The 25,433-nt window shown below is 57.9% G+C and carries 24 protein-coding genes; 7 read left to right on the forward strand and 17 right to left on the reverse strand.

Translation table 11 applies throughout. The annotated features are described in order from the left end of the window. Positions 1 to 38: 38 nt before the first annotated feature. Positions 39 to 1,328: a hemolysin family protein gene (locus RRH01S_RS06740; protein ID WP_007690835.1), complete on the reverse strand. Its 1,290-nt coding sequence runs from the start codon at positions 1,326 to 1,328 to the stop codon at positions 39 to 41. A gap of 275 nt (positions 1,329 to 1,603) precedes the next feature. On the opposite strand from RRH01S_RS06740, the gene RRH01S_RS06745 reads away from it, so the two are divergent. Next, positions 1,604 to 2,278, forward strand: coding sequence for a transglutaminase-like cysteine peptidase (locus tag RRH01S_RS06745; protein WP_007690837.1), 675 nt, complete (start codon positions 1,604 to 1,606; stop codon positions 2,276 to 2,278). Here RRH01S_RS06745 and RRH01S_RS06750 read toward each other — a convergent pair. Beyond that, the gene (locus RRH01S_RS06750; RefSeq protein ID WP_034518411.1) at positions 2,266 to 2,589 is read right to left on the reverse strand and encodes a hypothetical protein; all 324 of its coding nucleotides are present in this window, start codon (positions 2,587 to 2,589) and stop codon (positions 2,266 to 2,268) included. The two genes, RRH01S_RS06745 and RRH01S_RS06750, sit on opposite strands and share 13 nt — an antisense overlap. A 164-nt stretch (positions 2,590 to 2,753) precedes the next feature. Here RRH01S_RS06750 and RRH01S_RS06755 point away from each other — a divergent pair, with 164 nt between their 5' ends. Then, positions 2,754 to 3,722, forward strand: coding sequence for a DUF1402 family protein (locus tag RRH01S_RS06755; RefSeq protein WP_174010293.1), 969 nt, complete (start codon positions 2,754 to 2,756; stop codon positions 3,720 to 3,722). Positions 3,723 to 3,790: 68 nt separating this feature from the next. Here the strand turns inward: RRH01S_RS06755 and RRH01S_RS06760 are convergent, their stop codons facing one another. Next, on the reverse strand, positions 3,791 to 6,079 hold the full coding sequence (locus RRH01S_RS06760; protein ID WP_007690842.1) for a heavy metal translocating P-type ATPase: 2,289 nt from the start codon (positions 6,077 to 6,079) through the stop codon (positions 3,791 to 3,793). Between the two features lie 71 nt (positions 6,080 to 6,150). Between RRH01S_RS06760 and RRH01S_RS06765 the strand changes: the two genes are divergently transcribed. After that, positions 6,151 to 6,573, forward strand: coding sequence for a MerR family transcriptional regulator (locus RRH01S_RS06765; RefSeq protein ID WP_007690844.1), 423 nt, complete (start codon positions 6,151 to 6,153; stop codon positions 6,571 to 6,573). Between the two features lie 123 nt (positions 6,574 to 6,696). On the opposite strand, the gene RRH01S_RS06770 is transcribed toward RRH01S_RS06765, so the two are convergent. The 5 genes from RRH01S_RS06770 to RRH01S_RS06790 form a co-directional block, all read right to left on the reverse strand. Continuing rightward, a complete protein-coding gene (locus RRH01S_RS06770; RefSeq protein ID WP_007690847.1) occupies positions 6,697 to 7,176 on the reverse strand; it encodes a hypothetical protein in 480 nt (159 codons plus the stop codon). Positions 7,177 to 7,325: 149 nt separating this feature from the next. Next, entirely contained in the window at positions 7,326 to 7,934 is a 609-nt protein-coding gene (locus tag RRH01S_RS06775) for a DUF2026 domain-containing protein (RefSeq protein ID WP_012651279.1), read from the reverse strand. A 210-nt stretch (positions 7,935 to 8,144) separates the two neighbouring features. Continuing rightward, a complete protein-coding gene (locus RRH01S_RS06780) occupies positions 8,145 to 8,696 on the reverse strand; it encodes a flavin reductase family protein (protein ID WP_234711652.1) in 552 nt (183 codons plus the stop codon). 149 nt (positions 8,697 to 8,845) lie between these two features. Next, complete coding sequence (locus RRH01S_RS06785) at positions 8,846 to 9,541, reverse strand: HAD hydrolase-like protein (protein WP_007690853.1); 696 nt, start codon at positions 9,539 to 9,541, stop codon at positions 8,846 to 8,848. A 909-nt stretch (positions 9,542 to 10,450) separates the two neighbouring features. Continuing rightward, a complete protein-coding gene (locus tag RRH01S_RS06790; RefSeq protein ID WP_042470367.1) occupies positions 10,451 to 12,040 on the reverse strand; it encodes a patatin-like phospholipase family protein in 1,590 nt (529 codons plus the stop codon). A gap of 320 nt (positions 12,041 to 12,360) precedes the next feature. Here RRH01S_RS06790 and RRH01S_RS06795 point away from each other — a divergent pair, with 320 nt between their 5' ends. Both RRH01S_RS06795 and RRH01S_RS06800 read left to right on the forward strand, forming a co-directional pair. Continuing rightward, on the forward strand, positions 12,361 to 12,747 hold the full coding sequence (locus tag RRH01S_RS06795; RefSeq protein WP_131597814.1) for an AbrB/MazE/SpoVT family DNA-binding domain-containing protein: 387 nt from the start codon (positions 12,361 to 12,363) through the stop codon (positions 12,745 to 12,747). Further along, positions 12,741 to 13,124, forward strand: a complete 384-nt coding sequence (locus RRH01S_RS06800; RefSeq protein WP_131597816.1) for a type II toxin-antitoxin system PemK/MazF family toxin — start codon at positions 12,741 to 12,743, stop codon at positions 13,122 to 13,124. Before RRH01S_RS06795 ends, RRH01S_RS06800 begins: the two co-directional genes overlap by 7 nt. Positions 13,125 to 13,268: 144 nt before the next feature. On the opposite strand, the gene RRH01S_RS06805 is transcribed toward RRH01S_RS06800, so the two are convergent. The 7 genes from RRH01S_RS06805 to RRH01S_RS06835 all read right to left on the reverse strand — a co-directional run bounded on the left by RRH01S_RS06805 (position 13,269) and on the right by RRH01S_RS06835 (position 22,084). Further along, positions 13,269 to 15,113 (reverse strand): TniQ family protein, encoded by a 1,845-nt coding sequence (locus RRH01S_RS06805; protein ID WP_042470374.1) that lies wholly within the window; start codon positions 15,111 to 15,113, stop codon positions 13,269 to 13,271. Beyond that, a complete protein-coding gene (locus RRH01S_RS06810; RefSeq protein WP_042470377.1) occupies positions 15,110 to 16,171 on the reverse strand; it encodes a TniB family NTP-binding protein in 1,062 nt (353 codons plus the stop codon). The genes RRH01S_RS06805 and RRH01S_RS06810 overlap by 4 nt, the downstream gene beginning before the upstream one ends. Next, positions 16,168 to 18,468 (reverse strand): TnsB C-terminal domain-containing protein, encoded by a 2,301-nt coding sequence (locus RRH01S_RS06815; RefSeq protein WP_042470381.1) that lies wholly within the window; start codon positions 18,466 to 18,468, stop codon positions 16,168 to 16,170. The genes RRH01S_RS06810 and RRH01S_RS06815 overlap by 4 nt, the downstream gene beginning before the upstream one ends. After that, positions 18,465 to 19,298, reverse strand: a complete 834-nt coding sequence (locus RRH01S_RS06820; RefSeq protein WP_234711653.1) for a hypothetical protein — start codon at positions 19,296 to 19,298, stop codon at positions 18,465 to 18,467. Before RRH01S_RS06820 ends, RRH01S_RS06815 begins: the two co-directional genes overlap by 4 nt. A gap of 133 nt (positions 19,299 to 19,431) precedes the next feature. After that, positions 19,432 to 19,797: a hypothetical protein gene (locus RRH01S_RS06825; RefSeq protein WP_042470387.1), complete on the reverse strand. Its 366-nt coding sequence runs from the start codon at positions 19,795 to 19,797 to the stop codon at positions 19,432 to 19,434. A 797-nt stretch (positions 19,798 to 20,594) separates the two neighbouring features. Continuing rightward, on the reverse strand, positions 20,595 to 21,392 hold the full coding sequence (locus tag RRH01S_RS06830; protein ID WP_234711654.1) for a hypothetical protein: 798 nt from the start codon (positions 21,390 to 21,392) through the stop codon (positions 20,595 to 20,597). A 101-nt stretch (positions 21,393 to 21,493) separates the two neighbouring features. Then, on the reverse strand, positions 21,494 to 22,084 hold the full coding sequence (locus tag RRH01S_RS06835) for a type II toxin-antitoxin system VapC family toxin (RefSeq protein ID WP_042470394.1): 591 nt from the start codon (positions 22,082 to 22,084) through the stop codon (positions 21,494 to 21,496). A 99-nt stretch (positions 22,085 to 22,183) separates the two neighbouring features. Here RRH01S_RS06835 and RRH01S_RS06840 point away from each other — a divergent pair, with 99 nt between their 5' ends. Both RRH01S_RS06840 and RRH01S_RS06845 read left to right on the forward strand, forming a co-directional pair. Continuing rightward, a complete protein-coding gene (locus RRH01S_RS06840; protein WP_234711655.1) occupies positions 22,184 to 22,372 on the forward strand; it encodes a hypothetical protein in 189 nt (62 codons plus the stop codon). Positions 22,373 to 22,475: 103 nt separating this feature from the next. Next, positions 22,476 to 22,949, forward strand: a complete 474-nt coding sequence (locus RRH01S_RS06845) for a ribonuclease H family protein (protein ID WP_042470486.1) — start codon at positions 22,476 to 22,478, stop codon at positions 22,947 to 22,949. 10 nt (positions 22,950 to 22,959) lie between these two features. On the opposite strand, the gene RRH01S_RS06850 is transcribed toward RRH01S_RS06845, so the two are convergent. Further along, positions 22,960 to 23,439 (reverse strand): hypothetical protein, encoded by a 480-nt coding sequence (locus tag RRH01S_RS06850; protein ID WP_042470397.1) that lies wholly within the window; start codon positions 23,437 to 23,439, stop codon positions 22,960 to 22,962. A gap of 342 nt (positions 23,440 to 23,781) precedes the next feature. Further along, a complete protein-coding gene (locus RRH01S_RS06855; RefSeq protein ID WP_042470489.1) occupies positions 23,782 to 25,407 on the reverse strand; it encodes an SIR2 family protein in 1,626 nt (541 codons plus the stop codon). Positions 25,408 to 25,433 lie beyond the last annotated feature (26 nt).

Consider the following 25,433-nt stretch of genomic DNA (forward strand, 5'->3'; position numbering starts at 1 on the left):
CCGCCGGTACGAGAAGAGCACAGTCGGCCGGGTCGATGCTATGCAGCCTCGGTCTTTTCGGGTGACAGCAGAAGCTTGTCGATCCGCCGGCCGTCAAGATCGATGACTTCGAAACGCCAGCCGTTCCTGCTGAAACTCTCCCCGAGTTCCGGAAGATGTTTCAGTTCCTCCAGCACCAGACCCGCGACGGTCTGATACTCGGCATCCTCGTCGAGCGGGATGTTCATGAATTCCGAGAATTCGTCGATCGGCATCCAGCCGGAGACGAGATAGGAACCGTCGTCGCGCCGCGCGATTGCCGGCTCTTCGCCATGTTCGGTCTGGAACACCCCCATGATGGCTTCCATGATATCGCCGGAGGTAACGACGCCTTCGAAGTGCCCATATTCGTCGAAGACGAGGACCATGTCGGTGGGCGACGTGCGGATCATCTGGATGACGGTGTTGGCGGTGGCAAGATCCGACACGACCGGAACCTCGCGCGTTAGCGCCTTGATATCGGCGCGGCCGTCGGTGGACATCGCGTCGTAATAATCCTTGACGAACAGAACGCCCAGAACCTCGTCGGAACTTCCCCTGCGCACGGGAAGCTGCGAACGGTTGGTGCGATGAAGCTGTGTGCGTATCTCTTCCGCACTGTCATCGACATCGATCAGCTCGACCTCGCGCCTTGGGGTCATCAGCGCTCGCGCGGTCCGGTCCGCCAGCCGCATGACGCCCGAAATCATCGCGGATTCTTCGCTCTCGATCACGCCGGCGCTCTGCGCCTCGGCAAGAATGGTCTTGATCTCCTCATCGGTGACGCCGTCGCTACCCTTTCCGGATTGCCCGAGAAGGCTGAGCACCAGACGGCCGGACGCATCGAGAAGCCAGACCAGCGGCAAGGCGAGCTTCGAGAGAACGGTCATCGCCGGGGCGACTTTGCTGGCCACTGTCTCGGGCGCGCGGAGCGCAATCTGCTTCGGCACGAGTTCACCGACGATCAGCGAGAGATAGGTGATCGCCACGACGACTGTTCCGACGCCGAGGGCGTCGGCCAACCCCTGGGACATGCCCTGGGTGACCAGCCAGTTCGTGAAGCGGGCGCCGAGCGTTGCGCCTGAGAACGCGCCGGAGAGGACGCCGACCAGCGTGATGCCGATCTGGACCGTCGACAGAAAGCGGCCGGGGTGCTCGATCAGTCTGATCGCCAGGCGGGCACCTCTGCTGCCCTGATCCGCAAGAACCTTGAGACGTGCCGGTCGTGCGGAAACCACGGCAAGCTCCGACATTGCCAGGACACCGTTAAGGATGGTCAGCAGGACGACGATTGAAATTTCGAGAAACAAAACCGGCTCTTATAATTGATGAGGATGCCGGTGAAGATATGCATCAATGCCCCGCCGCGCCAGTGGGAAGGGCGGCATAATATCCTCGAGAGGCCGGTTGTGGGGCTCAAAAGAAGGCCGACTGCCGGTTTTGATCGTTCGGAGAATTTTTAACATGCGATCGATCTCGATGGCTCTGTCGGGTGAAAAACGCAGGAAACCTAAAATGCGAACAATCTTCTTTTGAATAAATTTGACGGGCTTTCGGCTTCATGGCGTCGTTCATGGAGCCAAAGATGCGATCGCTACTCGTCACATGCATTCTGTTTCTAGCCGGGCTTTTGTTCTTTTCGGGCGCGACCATCGCGAAGCCCGCAGGGAATATGTCCGGCTCGCAGCCGCATAGCTTTGCGCGTGTCACCATAAGAACGACCGTGCCGATCGGCTGGATCAGCTTCTGCGACGCCCAACCCGCCGAATGTGCCGCAGGGCAGAAGAGCGAAGAATTCGCAAAAGTCGACGAGGACCGCCGGGCGGAGCTGCTGCAGATCAACCAATTGGTCAATCATGAGATCCAGGGCGTCGGAGATGACGACCATTATGGAATTTACAAGCTAGGCATCATGAACTGGTGGACCTATCCCGATGACGGCATGGGCAATTGCAACGACTATGTTCTGCTGAAAAGGAAGCTTCTCATAGAGGCGGGCTGGCCCCGTTCGGCCTTGCTGCTGACGGTCGTTCTCGACAAGCACAATGAGGGGCATCTCGTGCTGATGGCGCGAACGAACGACGGCGATCTCGTTCTGGACAATCTGACCGATGCCGTGAAGACGTGGAGCGGGACGGGTTACACCTATATCAAGCGGCAATCCGCTGACGATCCGAATGTCTGGCTCCGTCTTGAGCCGGGCCGCACGCCCGAAGAACTTGCCATGATCAGCAAGGCCATGGCAAATCACTTGCACTGATTGGCAGACCAGTAGGTATCCACGAGCTTCTGCCCGTCGCGGTCGAGGATTGCGAAGTCACCGGGTATGACGACAAAGAAGCGCTCGTTCTTGTCCCCACCGGCGGATTGCTCGTCGATGATCCCACAGACGACGAACCCGGGCATTTTGGTGCTGGGTTTGGTGCTCGATATGTGGATGGCCGACATCGGGACATCGATCCTTCGCACGATCGCGGCGGCGGCAAGTGCCGGAACATCGTCCATCGTCGGAATTGCGGCGCCAGGTGCTGCGGCAAGCAGAATGCCTCCGGTCACGAAAAGATGGTTCACCGGGTTCCTCTCTGAAGTCGTGGATTCGTGCGTGGGCAAGTGCCACGTCACCTAAAGTTTATTGCGATTCGTCTCACGGAAGAACCGCTCAGCCTTGTTTCAGGAGCTTGTTCGAATATGAAGGCGGTCCTGTGGTCGGGGCCTTTTACGAGAGCGATTATCAAATGCGAACAAGCCTATCGAAGATTTCGGCGACCAGCCTCATCCTTTTTCTTGCCATTACCTCCACTTGCGCGGCCCAGGACATGGTGCGCGTGCCTCCCGGCAACCGCAATTCCGAGCAGCCTGCGATCCCCTCGACATCGGCGATGCGCGCCAAGGCCTTCTCCACGACCTATGAGGAGAAATACGAGAAGATCCTCACGGTGCTCCGCCAGGACAAAAGCCTGATGCAGCAGATTAAGAAGGCAGCTGAGACCTATCAGATCGATCCGATCCACATCATTGGCGCCCTTGTCGGCGAGCACACCTACAACATCACGATCGTCGACAGGGTTCAGTCCTACTATGTCAAGGCGCTCGCCTATTCGAAGGCGGACTTCACGTTCAGCTACAAGGGCACGTCCGTGCAGTCCTTCGTGAAGAGGCCGGAATTTGCGCGTTGCAATGGTTTCACCGGCAGCACCGAACTCTGGGAATGCCGCGACGAGACGTGGGATCAGAATTTTCGCGGTAAGACCATCGACGGCGTTTCCTATGAGAACATGACGTTCCAGCGAGCGTTCTTTCAGCCCTTCTATGCCGGGCAGACCTTCGGCCTCGGGCAGATCAGCCCGCTGACGGCGCTGGAGGTCACCGACCGGGTGCATGCCACCAGCGGATTGGCGAAATTATCGCCGGACGATCCGCAGGCGATCTATCGCGACATCATGGATCCGGCGCGCAGCGTTCTCTACATCGCCGCGATCATCAAGGATGCCATAGAGGCCTACCGGGATCAGGGCTTCGATATCTCCGACAATCCCGGCCTGACCGCGACGCTATACAATGTCGGCCAGCCGCGTCGCCGGGCGCTGTCGCTCCGGCAGGATGCCGATAAGCCCGGTGGTCGCAAGCTGCCGGAGGAGAATTATTACGGCTGGCTGGTCAACGACAAGCTGACGGAACTTCAGGGCCTGTTGGCCGGGTCATGAATGGCGGAAGGCGGGTGAGGCAGCGATGCCGACCCGCTTTTGCCGTTACAGGCATGAGGGGCCGACCCTTACGATCTCGCACCCTTCCATCCGAGAAGCCGCATCGCATTGGCGGTGACGAGCACGGTGGCGCCGGTATCGGCGAGGATCGCCGGCCAGAGGCCGGTGATGCCGACAACCGTGGTCACCAGGAACACCGCTTTCAGGCCGAGGGCCATGGTGATGTTCTGGTGGATATTGCTCATCGTCGTGCGCGACAGCACGACCATGTTGGCGACATCGGTCACGCGGCCATGAAGAGCCGCGGCATCGGCCGTCTCCAGCGCCACATCGGTGCCGCCGCCCATGGCGATGCCGACATCGGCGGCCGCCAGCGCCGGCGCGTCATTGATGCCGTCTCCGACCTTTGCGACGATCTGCTTTTGCGCCTGCAACTCGCGCACGATGCGCTGCTTGTCCTCGGGCAGGAGCTGGGCGCGGGGCTCGATGCCGAGACCCTTGGCGATGGCCGCAGCCGTCCGTGCATTGTCGCCGGTCAGCATGACAGCACCGATCCCGGCCGCTCTCAGTGCCTCGATCCCGGCGCGGGCGTCAGTGCGCGGCTCGTCACGCATGGCGATCAGGCCGGCGATCCTGCTTTCCACGACCAGCACGGAGACGCTCTTGCCTTCATCGTTCAGGGCCACGATCTGGGCATCCTGTTCGGTCGAGAATACTTCGATCTCCCGCGCCGCCTGTGGTGAGAGCAGCAATATGGCCTCGCCGCCAACCCGGCCGCTGACGCCCTTTCCGGGCAGGGCTTTCGCTTCGGCAGCAGGCGGAACCGGGAGCCTGTCAGCCTTTGCCCGTTCGAGGATCGCAAGCGCAAGCGGATGGCTTGAGCCGCTTTCCAGTGCGGCAGCCCTCGACAGCACCTGGGCTTCGGTATGGCCGAAACCGGCGACGTCAGTCACCTTCGGCTTGCCCTCGGTCAGCGTGCCGGTCTTGTCGAAGGCGACCGTCGTCACCTTGCCCATGGTTTCCAGAACTGCGCCGCCCTTCAAGAGCAAGCCGTTGCGAGCGCCCGCCGAAAGGGCCGCAGCGATGGCTGCCGGCGTCGAGATGACGAGGGCGCAGGGGCAGCCGATCAGCAGGATGGCGAGGCCCTTATAGACCCATTCCATCCAGCTCGCGCCGGCCACCAGCGGCGGCGTCACCGCGACCAGTGCCGCCACAGCCACGACAGCAGGCGTATAGTAGCGCGAGAAGCGGTCGATAAAGCGCTCGGTCGGTGCCTTGGACTCCTGGGCTTCCTCGACCAGCTTGACGACACGCGCAATCGTGTTGTCGGCGGCGGCCGCGGTGACTTTGACGCGCAGCACGGCGTCGGTATTGATCGTGCCCGCGAAGACCTTGGCGTCTATGCCCTTGCGCACCGGCGTGCTTTCGCCGGTCACCGGCGCCTCATCGATGGCGCTTTCGCCTTCGACGATCACGCCATCGGCGGCGATACGGTCGCCGGGGCGAATGAGAATGATCGTGCCGACCTTGAGGCTGTCGGCCTGGACTTCGTGGGTCTGGCCGTCTTCCTCGACCAGCGCGGTTTTCGGAACCAATGTCGTCAGTGACTGGATGCTGGCGCGCGCCTTACTGGCGGCCACGCCTTCCAGCAGCTCGCCGACGAGGAAAAGGAAGACGACTGTTGCCGCTTCTTCGCCGGCATTGATGATGACGGCGCCGATGGCCGCGATGGTCATCAGCATCTCGATGGAAAAAGGCGTGCCGGCCAATGCTGCCATGACGGCACGGCGCGCGATCGGCACGAGGCCGACCAGCATCGCGACGATAAAGGCATAGGGTGCGATCGAGGGAACGAGATGGCCGATAGCATAGGCGGCAACCAGCGCGCCGCCTGACAGGATCGTCAGCCGGCCCTTTTTGCTCGCCCACCATGGGCCGTTCGTCGGCGCATGGTCGTGGCCATGCAGTCCCTCGATCTCCTTCTCGGCGTGCTTCTGATCGGTATGATGATCATGGCTGGCATGGTCATGCGCCGAATGATCGTGGCCGCTGTGATCATGGGAATGGTCATGATCGCCTTTGCACTGGTGGCCATGATCGTCATGCTGATGTTCAGTGGGCGAGGGTGCTGCCTTGCCGGCAAGCGGCGCGACGGAATAGCCGAGGCCCGCCACCTTCTTTTCGATGGCGACAAGGTTGCTGGTCTCGTCGTGGCGGACGGTCATCGTGCCGGCGGTCACCGAGACCGAGACATCCTCGACGCCGGGCATGCGCCTGACGGCCGTATCGATCTTGGCCGCGCAAGACGCGCAATCCATCCCGCCAACTCTGTATCGTGTCTGTGTCGCTGCTGCCATGATCCGCTTCCTTGTCAAACCGTGGCATCCTTCCTACATCCTCTAGTGACTAGAGGTGCAAGAGGAAAATTATGAAAAAGATCACGATCGGCGAAGCGGCCCGGCAAAGCGGTGTGAAGGTGCCGACGATCCGCTACTACGAGAGCATCGGTCTTCTGGCTGAACCGGAGCGGAGCGAGGGCAATCAGCGCTCCTACCAGCAGTCGCATCTGCAGAGGCTCGCCTTCATCCGCCACGCCCGTGAACTCGGCTTCGAAGTCGACTCCATCCGCACGCTGCTGGCGCTACAGGACGACCCGCACCAATCCTGCGCCTCGGCCGACGCCATCGCCAAGGCCCGCCTGATCGAGGTCGAGCAGCGCATCCGCAGCCTGATGGCGCTGAAAGCCGAATTGGAAATGATGGTAAAAGGCTGCGGCCACGGCCGCGTCGACCAATGCCGGGTGATCGAGGTTCTTGCGGATCACGGGGAATGCATGCATCCGCAGCATTGATGGGATAGGGTTGAATTCACCCCAATTGCCATCTCGCAGTGCCCCATCGAGCACCATGAAAAGTAATGTTTTTCCTCAAGCCGAGACTGATCAGCACCAAGCTGGATAACAGTCGGCCTTCGTTCAAGCGCCTTGTCGAAGCCAGCTGCGTACCATTGCGATGACGCTTCTTTTCATGTCAGCGACCGAGTTTCGAACGGTCTCCACACGATCCATAATCCATTTGAGCCAGCCGTAAGTTAGCAGCTTCTCGCGGCCTGCGTGGAAAAGACGTTCGACCAACAGGAAGCTCATCAGGTATGCCAATGCGATTATTACGAGTCCGAAGATCACATGACCCCTGGCAATGACGAATAGAGCGTAGATCTTCAGTGGCTCAGCAATCGCAAGCGGGACGACGAACAGAACGAGAATGACGCCTCGTGGCAATGAACCAACAAACTCGCCGAAGTGCACTACGATGGAGAGCGAGGCGAACCAGTTCACGAACGGGCGGTATAGTGGTCGGGCGACTTCGCTGATGAGCACGAGCACGGTTATGACGAGCCGCAAAGGTAGCAGAAGCAATTGCAAGGCAGACCGGCGTCGGCGTTCGATGACCATCTCTGAAAGCCTCATATCGTCATCAACTGGTGGTCAATGGCTGTTTAAATATGTTCGCTTGGGCGCCCTACGATATCTAGCAAACCCTTTGCGGGCAAACGCGAAGCCATGCCGCGACGGTGACTTTGGCTTGAACGAGTTTCCGAAGATTACCAAGCGCCAATCAGGGAATTGCCGAGGAGCGGAACGAGGTTGGTTCTTCCATCCTGGTTCCGAACGGTGATAGACGCCTGCATTTTCTTAGGCGACTTCCGAAACCAGTTCGTGGCAACGGTGGCGAGGTCTCCGATCATCGGATGCTTGCGCCAATCCGCGAAACGCTCGGCCGTCGCCTCAGGCTCGGAATGATAGAAGAAATCGCCGGACTGGCCGAGATCGTTGATAGACGCAGCCATGGATGAAAGCCGACGCTGAAACATCTTCGAATGGATCAACAGGCCTGGCGCACTTTCCGAGAACGCAGGGGCCATGAAGTCGATGGCCCAACCGTCCGCTTCGACCCAGCAGTGGAAATTTTCGCCAGCGCCGGAGACATAGCCATCGTCGCGCTGGTCGGCGAAAAGGATGTGTTTTCCGTCAAGATTGTAAGCGGCGAGACCGCCCTTCGGCTTTGCCTTGATCTTGAAATGATGTTCGAGAATGAAGGCTCCGAACGTACTGAAATACATCGAAGCCGTGGCGGGATTGGCGTTTTCGTTGATCAGCAGGCTGTTGATGACCCGGTAAATCCGATGGTAGTCGCTTTGCTTGATCAGCATGATCGTTTGCCCTTAAACCCACAATATGGGCCTTCCCGTAAGTGATGGCAGCGGCCATGTAAACGTCAGATGTGACAGATATGGCCTCTATCCTTCGCCCAGGGTCACATTCGATCCTGTGTTGCTACGGACAGTCTTGGACGGCAGGAGTTAAGCGCAATTGGCTATCGAATATGAGGGCACGCGATTTCAGGTTGTTTCGGCCGAGGTCTAAAGCGCCTCCCCAATGGCATAGAAGTGTCCACCCGCGACGTGATGAAGGCTGCGCCATTCCGGCCCCGCTGTTTCGAAATGCCAATGCCCATCCCGGAACACGCGGTCGTCCGCCCACGCAGCGATGACCTCGGCAATGAAGAGGTCGTAGGTGTCCTGTGTATGCGGCTCGCTGACCAGTCTGCAGGCGAGCCAGGCCGAACGGCCTTCAACGAACGGCAGATCCTGTCCGGGCACTTCGAAGATCGAGACACCTGATTTCTGAAGCTTGTCCGGTTCGTCGTACAATGTCCGCGTTCCGACGTCCCGTGTCAGCGCAAGTTGGGCGACCGTCGGAACTTGCACGACGAAAACCCCGCTCGCCTCGATGAGGGAGCGCGTCTGCGCAACCTTGTCGACAACCAGGGTGAGCTTCGGTGGATCGATATCAAGACCGCAACACCAGGCCACAGCCATGACGTTGTCGATGCCGCCATGCCGTGCGGACAAGAGCACGGTCGGGCCGTGGTTGATCAGACGAAAGGCCTTCTTAAGCTCAACGGAATTCATGTGCTCGTTCATTGGAAGTCCAGATAGATGAAGTCATAACTGCCCGTGGCTTCCTGGCTGGTACTTATGCCATTCCGACGTATGTGAAATGAAATAAGCCGAAACAGGCACCAGGACGTTAAAAACGAAGAAGAGCGGTAGCGCGCGTCTTACCTCGATAATGATCTCAATTCCTCTGGTGCAACCAGAATAAGATCCGCGCCAGCGAGCTCGAGTTCTTCACGGTTACCGTAGCCCCAAAGAACGCCGACGGCACGCATCCGATTCGCCTGGGCGCCGACGATGTCAAATTTTCTATCGCCGACCATCAGGCAATCCTGGGCGGCCAGTCCAGTATCCTGCAGAATATGCGCCAGCAGTTCGGGCTTATGGTCCAGACCGGCTCCTGGTATGGAGCCATATATGCCCCGGAAAAGGTTCGATAGTCCGTGATTGTCGAGAATGCGCTGTGCGAATGTTTGCCGTTTGGAAGTCGCCAGAAGGAGGCGAATGCCTTGAGAATGCAGCTCGAGGAGTGTTTCCCTGATGCCGGGGTAAAGCTCGCTCAGCAGGAGACCACGAGTTCCATAGTCAGCTCGGTAAGCGTCGACCGCCTCCGCGACACGATCATCGCCGAATGAGCTGAGAAGGTAACGCATCACATCTTCGATCGGCGGCCCAATGATCGAGCGGATATCCATCTCGGGGTCCGTTTCATGGCCAAGAGCCCGCAACGCCGCGCGGCAGCTTGAAAGGATACCTGGTTGGGAATCGACCAACGTTCCATCGAGATCGAGGAGGAGGTTGGAAGCGGTGTAGGACACGGGGATCTCACTTTCTCTATCGATGGTCGAAAACAGAGCCATTTATAAACGCGGATATCAGGGGAACGCGTCAAGGGAAGCGAACAGGAACCTATGGCCTCGCAATGATTGCGGCAAAAGGTTCGCTCTAACGAATGAAAGCGGCCTTTCGGCCGCTCTCTGACATTTCTAACAGAACAGAATGCGCGGAAACCTGGGCACAATCACTTTGTGACAAGCACAAGCAAGTATAGGCAGCCATTGATTGTGACGCAGCGAATTGTGTAGTTGCAATGACTTGGCATACCTCGCAGCCAATCTATTTTGTCGCTACGGCCATGTGATTTTGACGACTCCTGAGAAGCGCTTGATTTACTTGGGTAACTTACCTAGCCTTCAAGCAACGAGGTGACGGATTGGAGAACGGCAGATAGTAGTCGCCAACGAAGGAGCGTGGGCCGGCGAGCACGCATGCTCGCGCACGAGTGCAAGGACCGACGTTATTCTCAGTCGGGCTACGGCGAATATCTGGAAGTGTTTCCGGGCAGGGGCGTCTGACTGAGAGTGCCAGGCTCTACTCGATGCCAATGGCCATCGGAGGTTCGCTGGCCCCACGCTGCATCTTGGATTGTGTCCACGCTCGATGAGGAAGATCCAAAGCGTGGCAATTAGGTATCAATCGGAGAACATGCTCTGGATTGTAACCAAACCTTCCAACGGCACAGAGACGATCCGCTCAGATCAGAATTTCCGGAATATCAGGCGTGAAAGGGAGAAGCGCGAAGATCACGCGGCGTTTTAGCCTATTGGACAATACAGTCATCCAAATACGCTGACTCGTCCTGGGTCCGAGGGCTGCAAATGACGCCAAAAAACAAAAACCCGGCGAGCCGCCGGGTTTGCTAGGTTTGCGCGGTCAAAGCCGCCACAACTAGAGCAATACTTCGTTAGGTTTGCGCATTTTCAATCTCCTTATGGAATTGACGCCTTAAAGCCAGCGGCATTTCCTCTCACTAAATTCTCTGCTGTCCAACCGATAACATGGAATCCACCTAGAGGCGAGGCAATTTTTTGAACCTCGTCACGGCTCATCTGCTGACCTGTTTTCCAAGTCTCTTTCGCCGCAGGCTTGTTCCAGTCCACCAGCTCAACATTCTTAAACTCAGAAGGAACATAGGCTATCAGGTAGAGCTTTTCAACGCGGTCAACGACATTCAAGGAAAATCGAACGAAATCCGTTTTCTGTGATGCAGTCAGATCGTAGAGAACCTCACTTGTCGGCGCGGAAAAAGAGAGCCGGTATTGGTTTCCAACAGCGAGTTCCTCATGGAAGAGAATTATAATCTTCGCAGCCGGCGTGCCTAGACCCGAAATCTCTGCGACCACCGGAATGATGGTGGCGTCGATGCTCCGGCCTTGGCTGTCAGTGACATGAATGCCTAACTCGTTGGCCTTTTCATGGAAAGAATGGCTCGCCACCCCGATCTGAAAACTGAACGTCCGCGCAGGCCGTTTCCGAGGAACGAGCTCGAGCTCGACAGTACACTCGTCAAGTTTGGATGGATCGTGATCCTTTAGTGCGTTGCATCGGTAGGTAGTTTTGACGATAGGCACGTCGATCAAATCATCCTTGCTTACCGCGCGATAGTACTGATCGATCCTGTCGAGCGCGTTGACTTGGTCAAGGCCGACGCCCTCCAACCACATCCTCTTCTTAACTCCATCGAGGAACAGGTCTACGCCCTTCACATGTCGTTGGAAGTCTGTACCAAGGTCATCTCGGAGAGCTTCATCGAATTGCAGCGTAGTAGTCTTGGTATCGAGCAAATGGATGTTGCGACTATCCAGCCTCGAAAGAGCCAAGTCCACCGCATTGTCCATCATTGTCTCGACTATCGATTTGGCGAAGCTTGCGGCCGACGAATGCTCCATTTGGATTTCTGATCGTGGGAAAGAGAAGCCTACGACCTCACCAAATTCCTTGGGCTTGTCGAGAATATTTGCAGGGAAGTTATTGATAATCCCCCCGTCAATGAGCCCCGCCATGTCTTTGAAGGAAGCGAAGATAAATGGCAGTGCGGACGAATGGAAAAGTGCATCAACCAATAGCTCGGCCGACGTCTTCTCGAAGACCCTTGGCTTTCTGGTACGGACGTCGGTCGAATAAAAGTAGACGTGCTCGATGCCCTTCAAGTCGCTGACGTAGGTCAACGGTCGCCCATCGACGGTAAATAGCTCCCGCAAAAACGTCCGGTACAGTTGCGTATCAAACAGCGGGACCCCTTGAACAAAATCGTAGCCTCTTAATAGCTTGTGCCGCTTTCGAACGATCGGCCCAAGGTATTTAGGTGCGAGTTCTCGGACTCGTGCAGCGAAAATGCTCGGATCATGGCCCGAAGCTAGCATAGCGGCCACGATCGCGCCCGCCGACGTTCCCGCGATCCGGGTCACCAAAAAGTCGCCGCGCTTTTGCGCCTCGTGAAGCGATTTAGCGGCGGCGATCAGAGTGCCCAGTTTCGCGCCTCCGCCTTGAAACGCAGTCTGTATAGAAATAGCCGGCATTGGACCGCCCCCTAAAGCTCAACCGAAATAATATCGCAACTCGCCAGCCCACGGCGTCATTTGCTTATAACCGAGATAACGCTGATATGTTAAATTTTCGGCATCTCAGGGTAGTATGCAAGCAACTCATTTCGATCTCACCACGTCGGCAAGGATACGTCGAAATCGCTGCTGGAGTTGTCCGGACTTATGTAGCAAACGCCACGAGCCGCAGCGGTGTTACTCTTATGGATGTTCGCAAATGGCTGTGACGGCCCGAGCCTTGATGTTGATCACGGTGAATGTTATATAAATGTCCTACTTTCCTTTAGGTGATGCTGATGACAAAGACAAAAGGTGCAACGCCGCACAGCACCAGAGCCACGGATATCGGCACCTCGCCTAGGCTCCCCGCTAGAGGACAGACGGCAGGCGGCGAGTATTCGACAACCTCGAAGCTGAAGAAAGCTGGTGGATCGTTGGTTTTAACCGTTCCTGCCGCTGCGCGAGACATGCTGGGCCTCAGTGAAGGCCAGGAAATGATCGTTTCGGTGAAAGGAAGGCAGGTTATCGCAGAACCTGTATCCATGACGGCAAAACCCATTAAGGTGCGTCAGCCGAAATACACCCTCGACGAGCTGCTGGAGGGGTATGAATCCGACGTCCCGCTTTCAGCGGAGGAGAAGGCATGGATGGACGCTCCTCCCATAGGAAATGAAGTTTGGTAAGGCCCAATATTCCTGCTCCGGGAGAAGTTTGGTGGCTCGACATGCAACCATCGGCGGGCAAAGAGCAGCGTGGGCGTCATGCTGGGCTCATCTTGTCAGACTTCAAGTTCAATATGGCGACTGGCTTCGCTTTCATCGCGCCGATTACGACTACAGGGAACGCTTCACGTAGAGACGGATTCGCGGTTCAGTTGAGTGGCGCTGGGACAGGTGTCACCGGTGTCATTCAGATTGATCAAGTTAAGTCGATGGATTGGCGCAATCGGAACGCGGAGAAGTCGCGAGACAAGGTGCCGGATCATGTCATGACAGAAGTCCTTGAGCGTTTTGCGCCGATCTTCGGCCTCGTCTTTGCTGTGCCCGACGACCAGACGTGATTGGGACCCTTTGTGGCACTTGCTACATAATACCGGAGTTGTCCTCAAGTCGTGCCGAATCCAAACCGGAGACGAGAATGACTAATCCCTGGAGTTAGAAGATGCCAGTATCTAACAATGCATCACCGTTCAAAGGTGATCTGTTTAACGGTACGCATGCGGCACCCAGTCCGGGAGGGAAGCACGCTCAACAAGGCGATCCCTTGTCTGGCCGGAGAAGGCCAGTGCGACATCCGCCCGTCGCAGACGAATTCCGAGACTTTTGCCGGTAATCCCAGTCTCGTCCGTCAACCGAGAGAAACTCGCGAAATGCCTGTCAAAATCTTTGATCGCCTCCTCTGTGACCATATACGACAAAGCACGTCCGGCGCGTGGCCGCACTTTCTTGGAGCGAAGAAAGCCATCTCGAACGAGAAGCGCGAAAGTATCGTTTCCGATCTTAAGTCTCTTGCAGACTTCCGTTCGACCGAAAAGGGAACTTTCTGGAGTCTGCTGTAGGGCCTCGACCTCCTTCCAGTCGAACCTCAACGCACCGATGCCCGTTGCATCCGCGCTCCGACCTACCTTCGCCAAGCGCCGGTCGAGCAAGAGTTGGAGGACGTCGATGATCCGGACGTTGCACCTTTTCGCCACCGGTCCGAGAGGCAGCCAGGCCGGGTCCGGCGTGCTCCCAAAGTCGCCTAGCACTTTGGCGCGGAATTCGAGGACTTCGGCCCTCGGATACCTGTCATTCATCTTGAACGCTTGAGCGGGGGCAGCCTCGACGCTGCGAACCGCGGAGAGAAATCCGGCGTCGATCAATTTTCTAACGACGCTCGAGGTGAGCCCGAGCATGTCGGAAACTTCCTCCAGCGTGGCGGTATGCTTGAAGCGACCGATCACGTCGTCGGCCACATCTCTTCTGATGAAGGTCGCATCTTTCGGCTTCCTGAGTGTTTCAAGATGGCCCAGTTCGACGAGCAATCGCCTGACGGTCTGATCAGAATGCCCGGTCGCCCTGACGATTGCCGTCACTGACGTCCACGGGCTGTCGGTCACCGGCCCGAAGAAGGTCGCGCCTTCCAAGATTGGGACCGTTTGCAACGTGTGTTCGCGAATGGCCTGGCGTAGGACGTCGTACTGCGGATGTTCGTAGGTCTGATCAAGAGCTGAATACAGCCCGCCATAAAGAATCTTGCCGCCGCGGGTGCTCCGGCGGGGATCGTCTGACATGATTGTTTCGAGGCTCCTGTGGAAGCCTTCGAAACCCTGGGACAGGGAGCGGAATCCCGCGTCGCGGGCGCGCGCCAACTCGTCTTCACTTTTGGAGCGCGGGCTTGCTTTGCGGCCATAGACCTCTGCAATCCCCAATAGTTCGCAAGCGACGATGCCGGCTGCAAGGTTCATCGAGTCTAGGAACGCGCCGTGACCTTTGATGTTAGAGAGTCGGTCATGCACGTAACGCTCGAATGCAAGAATTGGCCTCGGCGTGCTCTGTTCGATCATCTCCGGCATTCGGTCCTGGATGATCTCAAGTTGGGTGATCAGGTCATAGCGATGCCTATCGAAACGGGTGTCTTCAATCTCGACGAGCCTCCTCGAGTGCGACAAGCAAGCGGCGATCTGGGGGAACATCCAATAAGTTCGCGCGCGTCTACGAGCAGCCGGCATGAAACGTACGTCGTTGTCATCATCCAGTATGCAGTGCGGACAGAACCTGAGACGCGACCGACGGAGCATAAGTTTTGAATAATATGAATCTCCGATCGTCGCGCCCCGATCTTCGTCTACACGGACCGCTGACGTAACAAGTTCGTCCAGGGGCAACTGTGCGAGCACAGCAAGCCGGCCCACCTCGGACTCGTCGCCTCGGTTCAAGGCGGATATGTCCAGTCCCATATGCAAACAAAACTTTCGGCTCGTCGACGCGCCATTCGCGCGGGCAAAACGCGAGAGGAAGCTGGTGAGCGGCTCCTCCCTCAACGCTGGGATAGCAAACAGTCCGCTCATTCGCTGCGGCTCCTCCGCCTTTTTACCGACGCCGGATCAACCAGACGACCTTTGTCGTCGACCTCCCGCTGGATGTAATGCCAATCCTTGATGCTGAGATTGAAGACATTGGTCTCGTCAGGGCAGTTTCGCGCCAGGCGCTTGTAACCTAGCGCGAAATGCTCGACCGTAAGCGATCCGCGTTTGCCCCTAGACCAGTTCTTGTCCCAAAGGCTTTTCTCGATCGCGTTCTTGATGATGTGAACGGTCGTACCGAACCGCCAGATGCCACCATGCATGAGGCGCATCACGAAATCCCGTGTCAGGGCGAACCCCAGTTCCAGCTCGCAACTTTCCGCTAGCGCATAGATCGTGTCTTCGACCCGCTCACGATCTTCATTGACATCCTTCATGCCTTCAAACTCGACGAGCGGCGCCCGTCGGTCCAATTGACCACGCACGTCGCGAGCGATGAAGTCCTTGATCTCCGGGATGCCGCAGATGATTAGCCAGATAGGCCAGTCAATCATCTGCGTGAGGTTCTTGATGCTGTTGGTCAGGTGCATGTATTTCTTGCTCGTCGGAGCGTCCAGCACATGCTGGAATTCGTCGAGAACGAGAACCTTTGTCTGCATGATTTTCATGCGGCGGATCAACGTTCGCCAGTTTTCGTCCTCGTCCGTCGACAACGCCATCTCATAACCGCTCATCTGGAGCAGTTCCTTGCCCAGGGTTTTCAGCGTGGTGCTGGCCGGCGTGGTGGCACGCAGGCTGAGCGACAAGCGGTTGTACCTTCCTTCGAACGGAGCGAACGAGGGATGGGCGTTGAGGCACCGGTCGAGACTGGCCGACTTTCCCGCGCCGCTCTTGCCGGTGATTGTAAGCGCATATCCGACGGAGCTTCCGGCGAGAATGTTGGCCACCATCAGGTCGAGTTCCGCCGCGATCTTGTCGTCGTCCGGCGTAACGATGTGGATCGACTTCAGCTCGTTGAGCAGTCGCGCGCGATATGCCGTGTCCGGCGAGACGGTCGAATGGATATGAGCGAGCATTTCAAGGTCTGCTGACATCTCGGTCATTTGTCGTCCTTTTTGATTTTCTCGACCTTGATGGAAGGCGCGCGTCGAGGCAGGGGCTGGTGATCGTCGTGAGCTGCCGGCGCCGGCCGCGGAACCGAGCCCTCGGAACCCTCCGGCAACGTTGGTCCGCCATCCAACTCGGACTCGTCATCGCCATTCCGGATGACCTGAGCTTCGAGCGTTTCGGGCGCGAACGGATCCGGCCGTTCCAAGGCGTCGAAGGCCTTCAGAACTCTCCGGTCGCCATAGTCGGTGGAGGTTTCTGTTGCGATCCTAAAGCTGCCGACCAGTTCTTGTTTCCAGTAATCCATCATCGCTCGTGTCGTGGTGGGCGCGCCGATGCCTGCCGAGGACTTGCTCGACTGGGCAAGGGCGCGCGCTCCCGCAAGGGCGGCCCGAGCGACCTCGGCACTGATCGTCGACGAAGCCCCGAAGCGCTTCTTCAAGTACTTTAGCTGTTCCAGCCAGTCGAAGACCCGGAAGTTCTGGAGCCCGTCAAATGCACATTCAACTTCAACCCATTCCGGCGAGAAGGGGTCCTTGACCAGGATGCGTGAGATGTCGATTTCGTTGAACTTGACCGACAGATCGAGATCGTAACGCGTTTCACGGCGTGACTGTAGCCATTCGTTGGAATAGGGCAGGCCGAGGATCGAGATGCCGTGGTTGCCGACCTTGCATTCGGTGACGACGCTGAACGCCTCCGCATACGTGCGCCGGTCCGGATAGCCTTCGACCGTGCCCTTGCCCTTCTGGGTCCCGTGATACCACATCTGCAACGGCGTCAGGCCCATGAGCCCGCGATGCTTGGTGTTGTGGTAGCAGTCGACGATGAGCAGTACGAGGAACTCGGCGAGCTGATCGTCCGTCATGTGGCGGTGCTTCTGTGCGTCGTATCGGTCACGCAGAAGGACGTTGCTGAAGGTCTGGCCAGAAAGAAGGTGGATGTAGCGTTGGTTGATCGTTCGGAAGAACCGTTCGACACGACCACGTAGATGGGGGTGCTTCGAGGCGGGTACGGTAACCTTGCCGGTGTAGGACAAGGCTGCCTGCTGGAACTCTTCCGCGGTGTAGCCGGCGCCCGCGTCGACGTGGATGTTCTCGGCCGTTCCGCCTTGAGGCCACTGAGTCATGGTACCATAAAGCCTGGTTTCGAACTCCTTGGATCGTGCGACCATAGCCAAGGTTGCGACTGCCGAGGCGCCATCGGGGGCGCCCCAGAGCAGCTTGGCGCCGCAGACCGATCTCGAGTAGGCGTCAAGGGCGATCGAAAGCCAGACGCGGCCGTCGTTCGTCGACTCCATCTTTTTCACGATCTTCTCGCGAACTTCGGGATGCAGATACTCCCAGAGGCCATTCTTCACGAGCATCCGGATCACGTCGATCTTGTGTTCGTCCATCTCGATGTATTCCAACGGTCTTTGCGGCTGGTAGCCGCGGCGCGAAATGGAATACTTCCGGGTCACACGCGAGGGGTCGCCGGCTCTTGTCAGCTCGTTCTTGTAGTCTCCAAGACCATCGATGATACGTTGAAACGTACGGAGAGAAGGCACTCTCATCGCGGTCTCGCCGGCGGCCTTTCGATCTCGGTTTGCCTCTCCCATCTGCGCATAGCAGTCGAGTTTGGTCGGCCGGTCCTTCGACTGGTAGGCCGTGGCGAATTCCATATGGAAACCCAGCTCGTCGGGCGTGAAGTCGGTCCGCCTTCCGACGCCGCCGCGGTGGCGGGGAAGCAGCGACTGGGGATCATAGGCATTCGCTTCGAACCTATTCACGAGACGTCCGAACTGGCGAGGTCCCGGAATGACCTCGCGCTTGCCCTTCTTCGGAGGGATGAGGTACTCGTTTTCTTTCGTGAAATCCTCGATGAATTTCGCGTAGCCCGCATCGGAACGGGTGATGTAGGCCCCGGTTTCGTAACGGTCGAGTTCCAGCTCAAGAAATTCCGCGACCATCCGCGCCCGGAAGATGGTTACGGAAGGCAGGTCGAAGATCTTGACGGCCTGCTTCTGCCGATAGATGGCGTTGCGGTTGCTGAAGTATCCCTTTTCCCATTCCAACATTCGCCACCTGAACATCTCGTCGAGCTGCTCGTAGGTCTTCACCTCGGTCTTGTGAGGTTCGAGATCATCGCAGGTGACGAAGAAGTAGCCGTGCTCCCAAACGTGCGCTTCCGGCTCGCCGCCTTCTAACTTCCGTCGGGTCTTGAGGCACCAGTAGCGATTGTCGAAGCGAACGCGGTCTTCAAGGCCGATGCCGAATGCCGAGAACTGCTTTTCCGGAGACGCGGATGTCATCGCTTCATTCCCTTCGTGACGACACGGACCCACGACGCCAGCGAGAAGATGACGTCCTCGGGCTTCGGGTGGTCGTAGATGATGAGGCCGTTGTCGACGAGGTCGCAGACGGCGGTGCAAACGGCCGAGAGGTACAGGTCGGGCAGGCGTTCGGAGAGTTGCCAGACACGGGCGACACCGCCCATGGCCAGCAGTGCTTCATGCACTCGCGCGGTGTCGAATTCATTTAGCACCTTGCGCGTGTGGAGAATGTTCCGGGCCAGGTTAACGCGGCCTTTCGTGATCTCCTCGTCGGTGACCAAAACGAACCGGCCACGGCTCTCTTTGGGAAGTTGGTTATTAAGAAGTTGCATCTCCCCGCGGGTGCGCTCTGCGGCGCTTCCACTGACTTTTACCGCGATGCGGTTCGTGGATCCGTCGTCGGCACCCCACAGGACGTCGATCATGTGATGGTGCTTCTTGCCCTCGACGACATAAGGGTAAGGTCCATCCTGCGCCTTGATGCGGCGAGTATCGTGGCGGGCGAGAAGGATTGTGACCAGATCAGCCTCGAGACCGCTCTCCATGCGGTGATAGGTGTTCGTTGCCGGATCGACCACGGCGACACGGCTCGAGGAAGTGGTCATCTGATGTTCGTCTTCGTATTCGAACTCGTCCTCGTCGTCGCGTTCGCTGCGGTGCCCCTTGGGCGCAACGTCGCGATCCGTTTCCGCGCGCTGCGGCGGCGTGCCGCGCCAAGTGCCGATCGTCTCGTCATATAAACCAGTCTCCTGCCTTGGCAGGAGCCGTCGAGACCGCAAAGTGAGTGCGCTGGTCGACTTCGCGATCAAAGATGTCGTAGCCCTGTTCGCGCAGGTGCATAGATTCAATAATGTCCGCAATCATCACGTTGTCCTTCTATCGATCAATGAAGGGCTAGCCGGAGCGATGCCCCGGCCCGCCGTCGCGATATCCCCTTGGCGATCAGGCGGCCTCATCGAGCAGAGGCAGGACGAACGCTTCGCTTTTCACGCGACGATCAAGGTCCGCGATACGATTGATGAAAGTGCGCAGCGAGCAAGCGTGGAGGACATGGCCGGACGGCTGCCAGTCGTTGACGTGCTCAATTTCCGAAAGCATCTCCGTGTATGCCGAGAAGACGCCCGCAGGTTCTTCGACATGCTGGATCGCGAACTTCTTCTGCAGCGCGCGGCTCGTGGAAGAGAGATGGCGGGCGTCGGTTTCGAAGTCCAGAACCTCGAGAATGTCTTCGACGTCGACGACGCCGTATTCCTCATCGAGTTCGGAGAGGTAGGTGCGGGGCAGGATGGATTCGATCAGGTCGCGCATGACGAGCTACTCCTTGTGCTGCGACAAAACTTTCGGTTCAGCAGGACGACGGCGCGACCGGCTCGGCGCCGATTGGGCGCACGAGACCTGGGGCTGCGATGCAGTCCTGTTAGGCATGATGGGGGAATGGCCGCGCTTGCGACCGTTCGAACGTCAGCCTACCGGCTTCGCGACGCGTGCGAACGGGACGGGGGCGGCGATGGCGGTCTTAGGACCGCAGGGGAGCAGCATAATCACAGGCACCTCCGGAAGGAGCCGTCGGGCCTCAATGGCACGCGACGGACAGGACGAACGCAACGACGGCGAAGGCCGCGTCAGGCTATCTGCGGAAAATCCGCGTTGTTCCGGGAGATGTTGCGGATGAAAGCCGAGAAGGCTGCATTCTCGTAACCAGACATTTCGAACCCTCATACCAAAATCGGTGGGAAGAACTTCGAGACGGCCGAACCCTCATCACGGGCACGGCGCAGCTCTGTCGACGCCTACGCGGCCAAGCGAGCAAGGGGCCCGGCTATTATCGACATGACTGCAGTCATGGCATGCTCCTAATGGCCGATCCGCCGATATGACGGACCTTACGGCTAGGCGCACCATAATGCGATAATACACGTATTGCAAGAGTATTTCGCGCCGTCGTGAAAAGATGCGTCCTATGCGTAATTTCAAACGTGACGCCGTTTCAGTAGCTTACGATCTGCCATACCTAACAAAATGTCAACAATACTCGAATCCTGTCCCGTTTTGAGATCCAGCCGACACTATCAAGGATTCAACTAATGAGAGTAAGGATTCGCGCCTCAAATGGCCGGCCCCGAGGCGACATATTTTTCGTCGGTGCCGAGGTCATCGTGGGACGGTTCGACAGCTTTGGCATGCCACGGTGATTTGACGATCGTCCTCCAGACCGCGTTTTCGGTCAGCATCTTGATTGAGGGGATCCCCTCCGAAGCGGAGAGATGCATCAGCCCAAGTTGGTCGAGCGGCTGCCCGAAGGTACGGACGATCTGCGAAGCAGCCCAGTCGGGATCGTCGACGTGCCACGCAGCCAGGAGGCCGTGGCAGGATTCGGGCGTCCGGTTGTCCAGCACGGATACGACTTCCAGCGGCGTGCCGTGGACGGCGCCGACCAGGACGCGGTCCGGCGTCTCGTGCGACCACAGGACATGGCACCAGCCTTCACGGATGTCGGTCGGACGCGAGACTTCCACCGACGTCGTCTCCCTGAAGTACTGGAGCATGTCGGGGAGGGCGAGATCATCGAGGAGGCCGAGAACCCGAGCAGCTCCTTTCGACCGCGGCTCAACTTCCCTCAATTGCCGAAGATGCTCGTAGATTTCGTGCGCGAGAGCCCTCGACGGCTGTCCCAGGTGGTTCGCCAGCGTGAACCAGTCCCGTGTGTTCTCCCCGGCGACGGACCGGAACGCAAGTTCAAGGATCCCGATGGCAAACCGCCAGTCGCTCGGCTTCACGCCTGGCGTCGCGTCGATGAAGCCGAGGAGGTTTCTCGCGCTGCGACGACGTTTTCCAAGCTCAGTGGGAAGCTGAGGATAGACACCCCACCCGTGCGTGTACGGATAGTTGTTTGGTGTGTTCATGAGCCTGATCGACATGGATACCTTCCGAATGAGCGTGCGACTGAGCGTCGCTTCTCTTGGCGCAAGGTACAAAGGCGACCGAGGTCGGACGGTTGGTGCGGCTATATCCGGCTGCCAGGCACCGGCCATCTCGCCGGCTGAACGTCGTCGTTCGCGGGTTCGCCTACGTTCCAGCCAATGGGCGGCTCGACATGCCAGACGTCCGCTCGGGGATCATAGACGCCAGGCAGCGAAAAGTGCTGGTGGATCAAGCAGAAATCGGCCGGATTGAGAGTTGCGATCGGAAGTTGGTGGGATATGGAGAGGGCCGCCAGCATCGGGTCGCAGCCGAGGTTGACCCGGTCCTGTTTGATCGTCCTTCCATATCTGTCCCTCTTCTCCGGAGTGAAGAAGAAGTGCTTGAGAGGCGGGTGGGCAGCCATGGCACCCAGTATGCGGGCTGCGGTGACGTCCATTTCTGGACGAACCATCCGACTGGCGAGGAACTCCTGGAACCAGGCGAGCAATTCTATCGCCTTTTGAGGATTGTGCCGTTGCACGTTCCTAATTCCATATTCGGTTTCGTAAATCGTGATCCACGAGACGGCGAGCGATCCGCCTGGTAGTTCCGCTAGCCAATCCCATATCCAGGCCGGAGGCTCGGGAAGGTAAGCCACGCTGATTATGTTGGTATCAACGAGGATCTGCCCCACCGGCGCGCGCTTTCAGTTGTTGGTCCCTTCAAACGAGATGTATGCTAACCGTTCGGCGCCTGTTAAAATGTTACTTACGCGAATCTTTATGAGCGACGGATGGAAATGGGTGCAATCTGGACGGTCAAGGACGTCGAGGAGAATTTTGTGAGGGTGCTGGAAATGGCCAGAACGGTTGGGCCACAGCGCATTAGTCACGACACGGGCATTTTTGTGCTGAAGATCGAGGACGACTTCACCAAGCCGGACGCCACCGAGCTTCTTATGAAGCTACGTCCAAAAAGCTAGAATTTGGCGCCGTCTGGAAAGGATTCGTTCACCATACTTCAACGTTTCTTTCAAAGATCAACGCTTCCAGCGGATGGCTAGCCGAGACGAATATCAGCGTATGATCACCCACCCGCTCCATATTTACGCAGACGGCTCCTTCGACGCCGCCTCCCGCTCCGGAGGATGGGCGTTCGTCGTCTATGAAGGCGACCGCCAGGTGCACGCCGCCTCCGGTAAGACGGTTGGCACCTCGAACAACATGTTCGAAGTCCTCGCCGTCCTGAACGCCATCTCGTGGATCGCAGCCGAAGCCCCCGCATGGTCGGTCACGCTCTGGACGGACGCCGCCCACGTCATAGAAGGCTGCCGTCGATGGAGGGCCATCTGGCGCTCCAACGGCTGGAAGCGGATCACTCCGAACCCGCGCGCGCGACGGCGACCGATTCGTGACATGGAACTCTGGCAGCAGCTCGACGGCCTTCTGGAGCGGCATCCGCATGTGGTCTTGGAATGGTGCAAAGGGCATTCCGGGGCTGGTGGCAACGAACTTGCCGACATCCTGGCACGCAATGCCGCACGCTCGGCGGTGACTTAGCCGGCGGCCCTCAGTCGCAGTGCTTCGGTGCCTTAAGCGTCTTCACCATCCTGTCCACCAGTGGCCCGAACCGTTTTTGCTGCGCGGCGGGGTACTCGAGCGTGAAGTTCCCCATGGCGTCATCGCAGAGCGCGATCTGCCGCATGTATATGATCTGGTCGCCCTTGGTTCCTGAAAGGCTCGCCCATGACGCGCCGCGCTTCTCGAAACTAAATTTCCAGCCGTCCTCGGTCTCGAACTTCTTCCGAAGATCGCTCTCCTGTCTGAAGCCGCCTTCCGTCAGATAGTTGCCCCAGACCGATAGCTTCGCCGTCCCGTCGGCGCTCTTGAGACCAATCCCATCGCCGTTGGCGGGCGTCTGAACCGTTTTGAAATCCAACGGCAAGTCGATCACGTAGCCGAAGCGGCCGTTCTCGTAAGGTTTGAAGTCCGCGGCGGCGACCGACGTGGCAAATACACATGCGGCGAAGATGATGGAGAAGCGATACATGGCAGGCCTCTGATGTGTCTCGCGCCAGAGGAAGGCACGAACGCCGACCGGAGGTCAACAGATATCATACCGTGTAGAGGGCGTCGTCCTATGGCCATACGAGATCTTCGTCGGCACTGGCGAACCAGCCTGTCTTTCCGAGCTTGACGGTGACCTTGCCATCTTCGGGGCCGGTGACGAAGAAGTCATGAGGCGTTCGAGCTTCTCCAGTTGGTGGGGCCACCGTCACGGCGCTGGATAAAGGCCGCCGCTTCCCGCAGGCTCGCGGACCGATCGAATTCGACCTGTCGGGCATAGCTCCCGTAAGACACTCTCGCGATCGCGCAACGAGTACATGAACAACTAGATTTGTTGTCCTATCAAGTTGAGAACGCCTTCGACAATCGATCTTGCAGCGTCGCGGCTCACCGCGTCGTTTGTGTGAACAGCGTTGTTGCGAACTTTGATCCATTCCTCGATGCGGCCAGAATTGACATTGCGGATCAAATTCTGAGCGGCGGCTACTTCTATTAATTGGCGAATGCTCATCGGTCGAGAATTACGGTTCCAATCTGCCTTGTCTAGTCTCTTGCGGAGCGTAGACTCCAGCAATCCCATTGCCGAAATAACCGCCGCGCGGTACTCGCGCTTCTCAAGGAGGCGGGTTGGTTCGAGCCTTTCTTGGTCATCGTGTGGCACCACCATGCGGAGCGCTTCAACCAATCGCGAGATGCCATCATCACTCTCGGCATCGAGGTCGATCCGCGTGATTAGATGCCTGTTGAGGTTCACTGCCCTCGGGGGATCGTTCAGATCCCCGACGACAATTATTTGGGGGGCACGTCCATCAACAAGGTTCGGCTCTCTCACACGGCTCATTGCAAGACGGAGCTCGGCTGAAGTCCAAGCACTGCCAACTTCAACAACGATTGCGACAGCCCTATCCATCAGCGCATCGATCTTTGCGCTGATGGAGTCTCCGGGCGACACAACGTCGTCTGCTGTTACCGGTACCAATCCGATGTTGGAAACAGCGGAAAACACGCGCTCACGATAGACAGGCAATCGATGCAACGGCACCGCGAAGAAAACTAGTCTTGAACTGGACTCCTTTGGAAGCTTCAGCTCTCGAAGAGGGGCTTCTTCGGTGACGGTGCTGACATCCAACACGTTGCCGCGCCAGTGTGCTGCCAGCTCGTCGAACGCAGCAACTAAGACCTCGCCATACTGTTCCTTTTTTGTCTTTGGCAGATTGATGAGGGTAACGCCGCGCCGCGCAAACCGCGCAACATCCGCTGCCTGTGCACCTACGGCGATCGCATAGGCCTGTCTGCGGGTTTTGCCCAAGCGTTGCGCTACAACTTGCCAGACCTGTCGGAAGTCGGGGTCGTCGAGGCTGTATCCTATGAGAACAGCTGTCTTGGTGATCAGCAAATTGGCAAGGTAGGTTGCGATCAGCGGATACTTGGTGAGGAAAGCATCGTAGTCGCCTTCGGTTACGACGAGTCTTGAGGGATGTCGCAGATCGCCATGCAGCTTCAGTAAGATGGTCCCGTCATGTGTGATGTCGAGCGACAGCTGCTCCTCATCGACCACGGGGTTCACGTATCTAGGGATGAGATCGTACTGCTTTTCCAGAAGAAAATCGAAGTTCGTGGTGCAGACTAGGTCGAACTTAATCGTGCAAAAAGCGCGGTGAGCTTCGCCGGGCAGAGCATCCCGTTGGTGCAGAATTTCGGAAAGTCTTTCAATGAGACGGGCTCGGCCAAACTCATGTTCGTAGGCGGACATGGCGTCGATAGGATTCTTTGCTGCGAAATCCGTAAGATCGTCCTCAAAGGCTTTGCCAAGATCGTCCCACAAAGGCATTTTTTTGCCGGCCGGCAAGATTGCGTTAAGCGACATACCTGCTCCAACGACAGGTAGCCATCGACCTTTAACCAAGTCATCAAGCAATGGTCTTGGAAAGTATTGCAGATATTTGGTCATCTTGGGTTCCAACTCGACCGTGTGCA

Origin of the sequence: Rhizobium rhizogenes NBRC 13257 (assembly GCF_000696095.1) — a bacterium.
In the GTDB taxonomy this organism is placed as follows: domain Bacteria; phylum Pseudomonadota; class Alphaproteobacteria; order Rhizobiales; family Rhizobiaceae; genus Rhizobium; species Rhizobium rhizogenes.

Excerpts from the sequence above, each read along its gene's own strand:
- RRH01S_RS06815 (WP_042470381.1), bottom strand. The coding sequence starts at position 18,468 with ATGACATCCGCGTCTCCGGAAAAGCAGTTCTCGGCATTCGGCATCGGC.
- RRH01S_RS06770 (WP_007690847.1), bottom strand. The coding sequence starts at position 7,176 with ATGGTCATCGAACGCCGACGCCGGTCTGCCTTGCAATTGCTTCTGCTA.
- RRH01S_RS06775 (WP_012651279.1), bottom strand. The coding sequence starts at position 7,934 with ATGCTGATCAAGCAAAGCGACTACCATCGGATTTACCGGGTCATCAAC.
- RRH01S_RS06855 (WP_042470489.1), bottom strand. The coding sequence starts at position 25,407 with ATGACCAAATATCTGCAATACTTTCCAAGACCATTGCTTGATGACTTG.
- RRH01S_RS06795 (WP_131597814.1), top strand. The coding sequence starts at position 12,361 with ATGACAAAGACAAAAGGTGCAACGCCGCACAGCACCAGAGCCACGGAT.
- RRH01S_RS06780 (WP_234711652.1), bottom strand. The coding sequence starts at position 8,696 with ATGAATTCCGTTGAGCTTAAGAAGGCCTTTCGTCTGATCAACCACGGC.
- RRH01S_RS06810 (WP_042470377.1), bottom strand. The coding sequence starts at position 16,171 with ATGACCGAGATGTCAGCAGACCTTGAAATGCTCGCTCATATCCATTCG.
- RRH01S_RS06785 (WP_007690853.1), bottom strand. The coding sequence starts at position 9,541 with ATGGCTCTGTTTTCGACCATCGATAGAGAAAGTGAGATCCCCGTGTCC.
- RRH01S_RS06755 (WP_174010293.1), top strand. The coding sequence starts at position 2,754 with ATGCGAACAAGCCTATCGAAGATTTCGGCGACCAGCCTCATCCTTTTT.
- RRH01S_RS06850 (WP_042470397.1), bottom strand. The coding sequence starts at position 23,439 with ATGTATCGCTTCTCCATCATCTTCGCCGCATGTGTATTTGCCACGTCG.
- RRH01S_RS06840 (WP_234711655.1), top strand. The coding sequence starts at position 22,184 with ATGGAAATGGGTGCAATCTGGACGGTCAAGGACGTCGAGGAGAATTTT.
- RRH01S_RS06745 (WP_007690837.1), top strand. The coding sequence starts at position 1,604 with ATGCGATCGCTACTCGTCACATGCATTCTGTTTCTAGCCGGGCTTTTG.
- RRH01S_RS06805 (WP_042470374.1), bottom strand. The coding sequence starts at position 15,113 with ATGAGCGGACTGTTTGCTATCCCAGCGTTGAGGGAGGAGCCGCTCACC.
- RRH01S_RS06825 (WP_042470387.1), bottom strand. The coding sequence starts at position 19,797 with ATGCGCGACCTGATCGAATCCATCCTGCCCCGCACCTACCTCTCCGAA.
- RRH01S_RS06790 (WP_042470367.1), bottom strand. The coding sequence starts at position 12,040 with ATGCCGGCTATTTCTATACAGACTGCGTTTCAAGGCGGAGGCGCGAAA.
- RRH01S_RS06830 (WP_234711654.1), bottom strand. The coding sequence starts at position 21,392 with ATGAACACACCAAACAACTATCCGTACACGCACGGGTGGGGTGTCTAT.
- RRH01S_RS06760 (WP_007690842.1), bottom strand. The coding sequence starts at position 6,079 with ATGGCAGCAGCGACACAGACACGATACAGAGTTGGCGGGATGGATTGC.
- RRH01S_RS06765 (WP_007690844.1), top strand. The coding sequence starts at position 6,151 with ATGAAAAAGATCACGATCGGCGAAGCGGCCCGGCAAAGCGGTGTGAAG.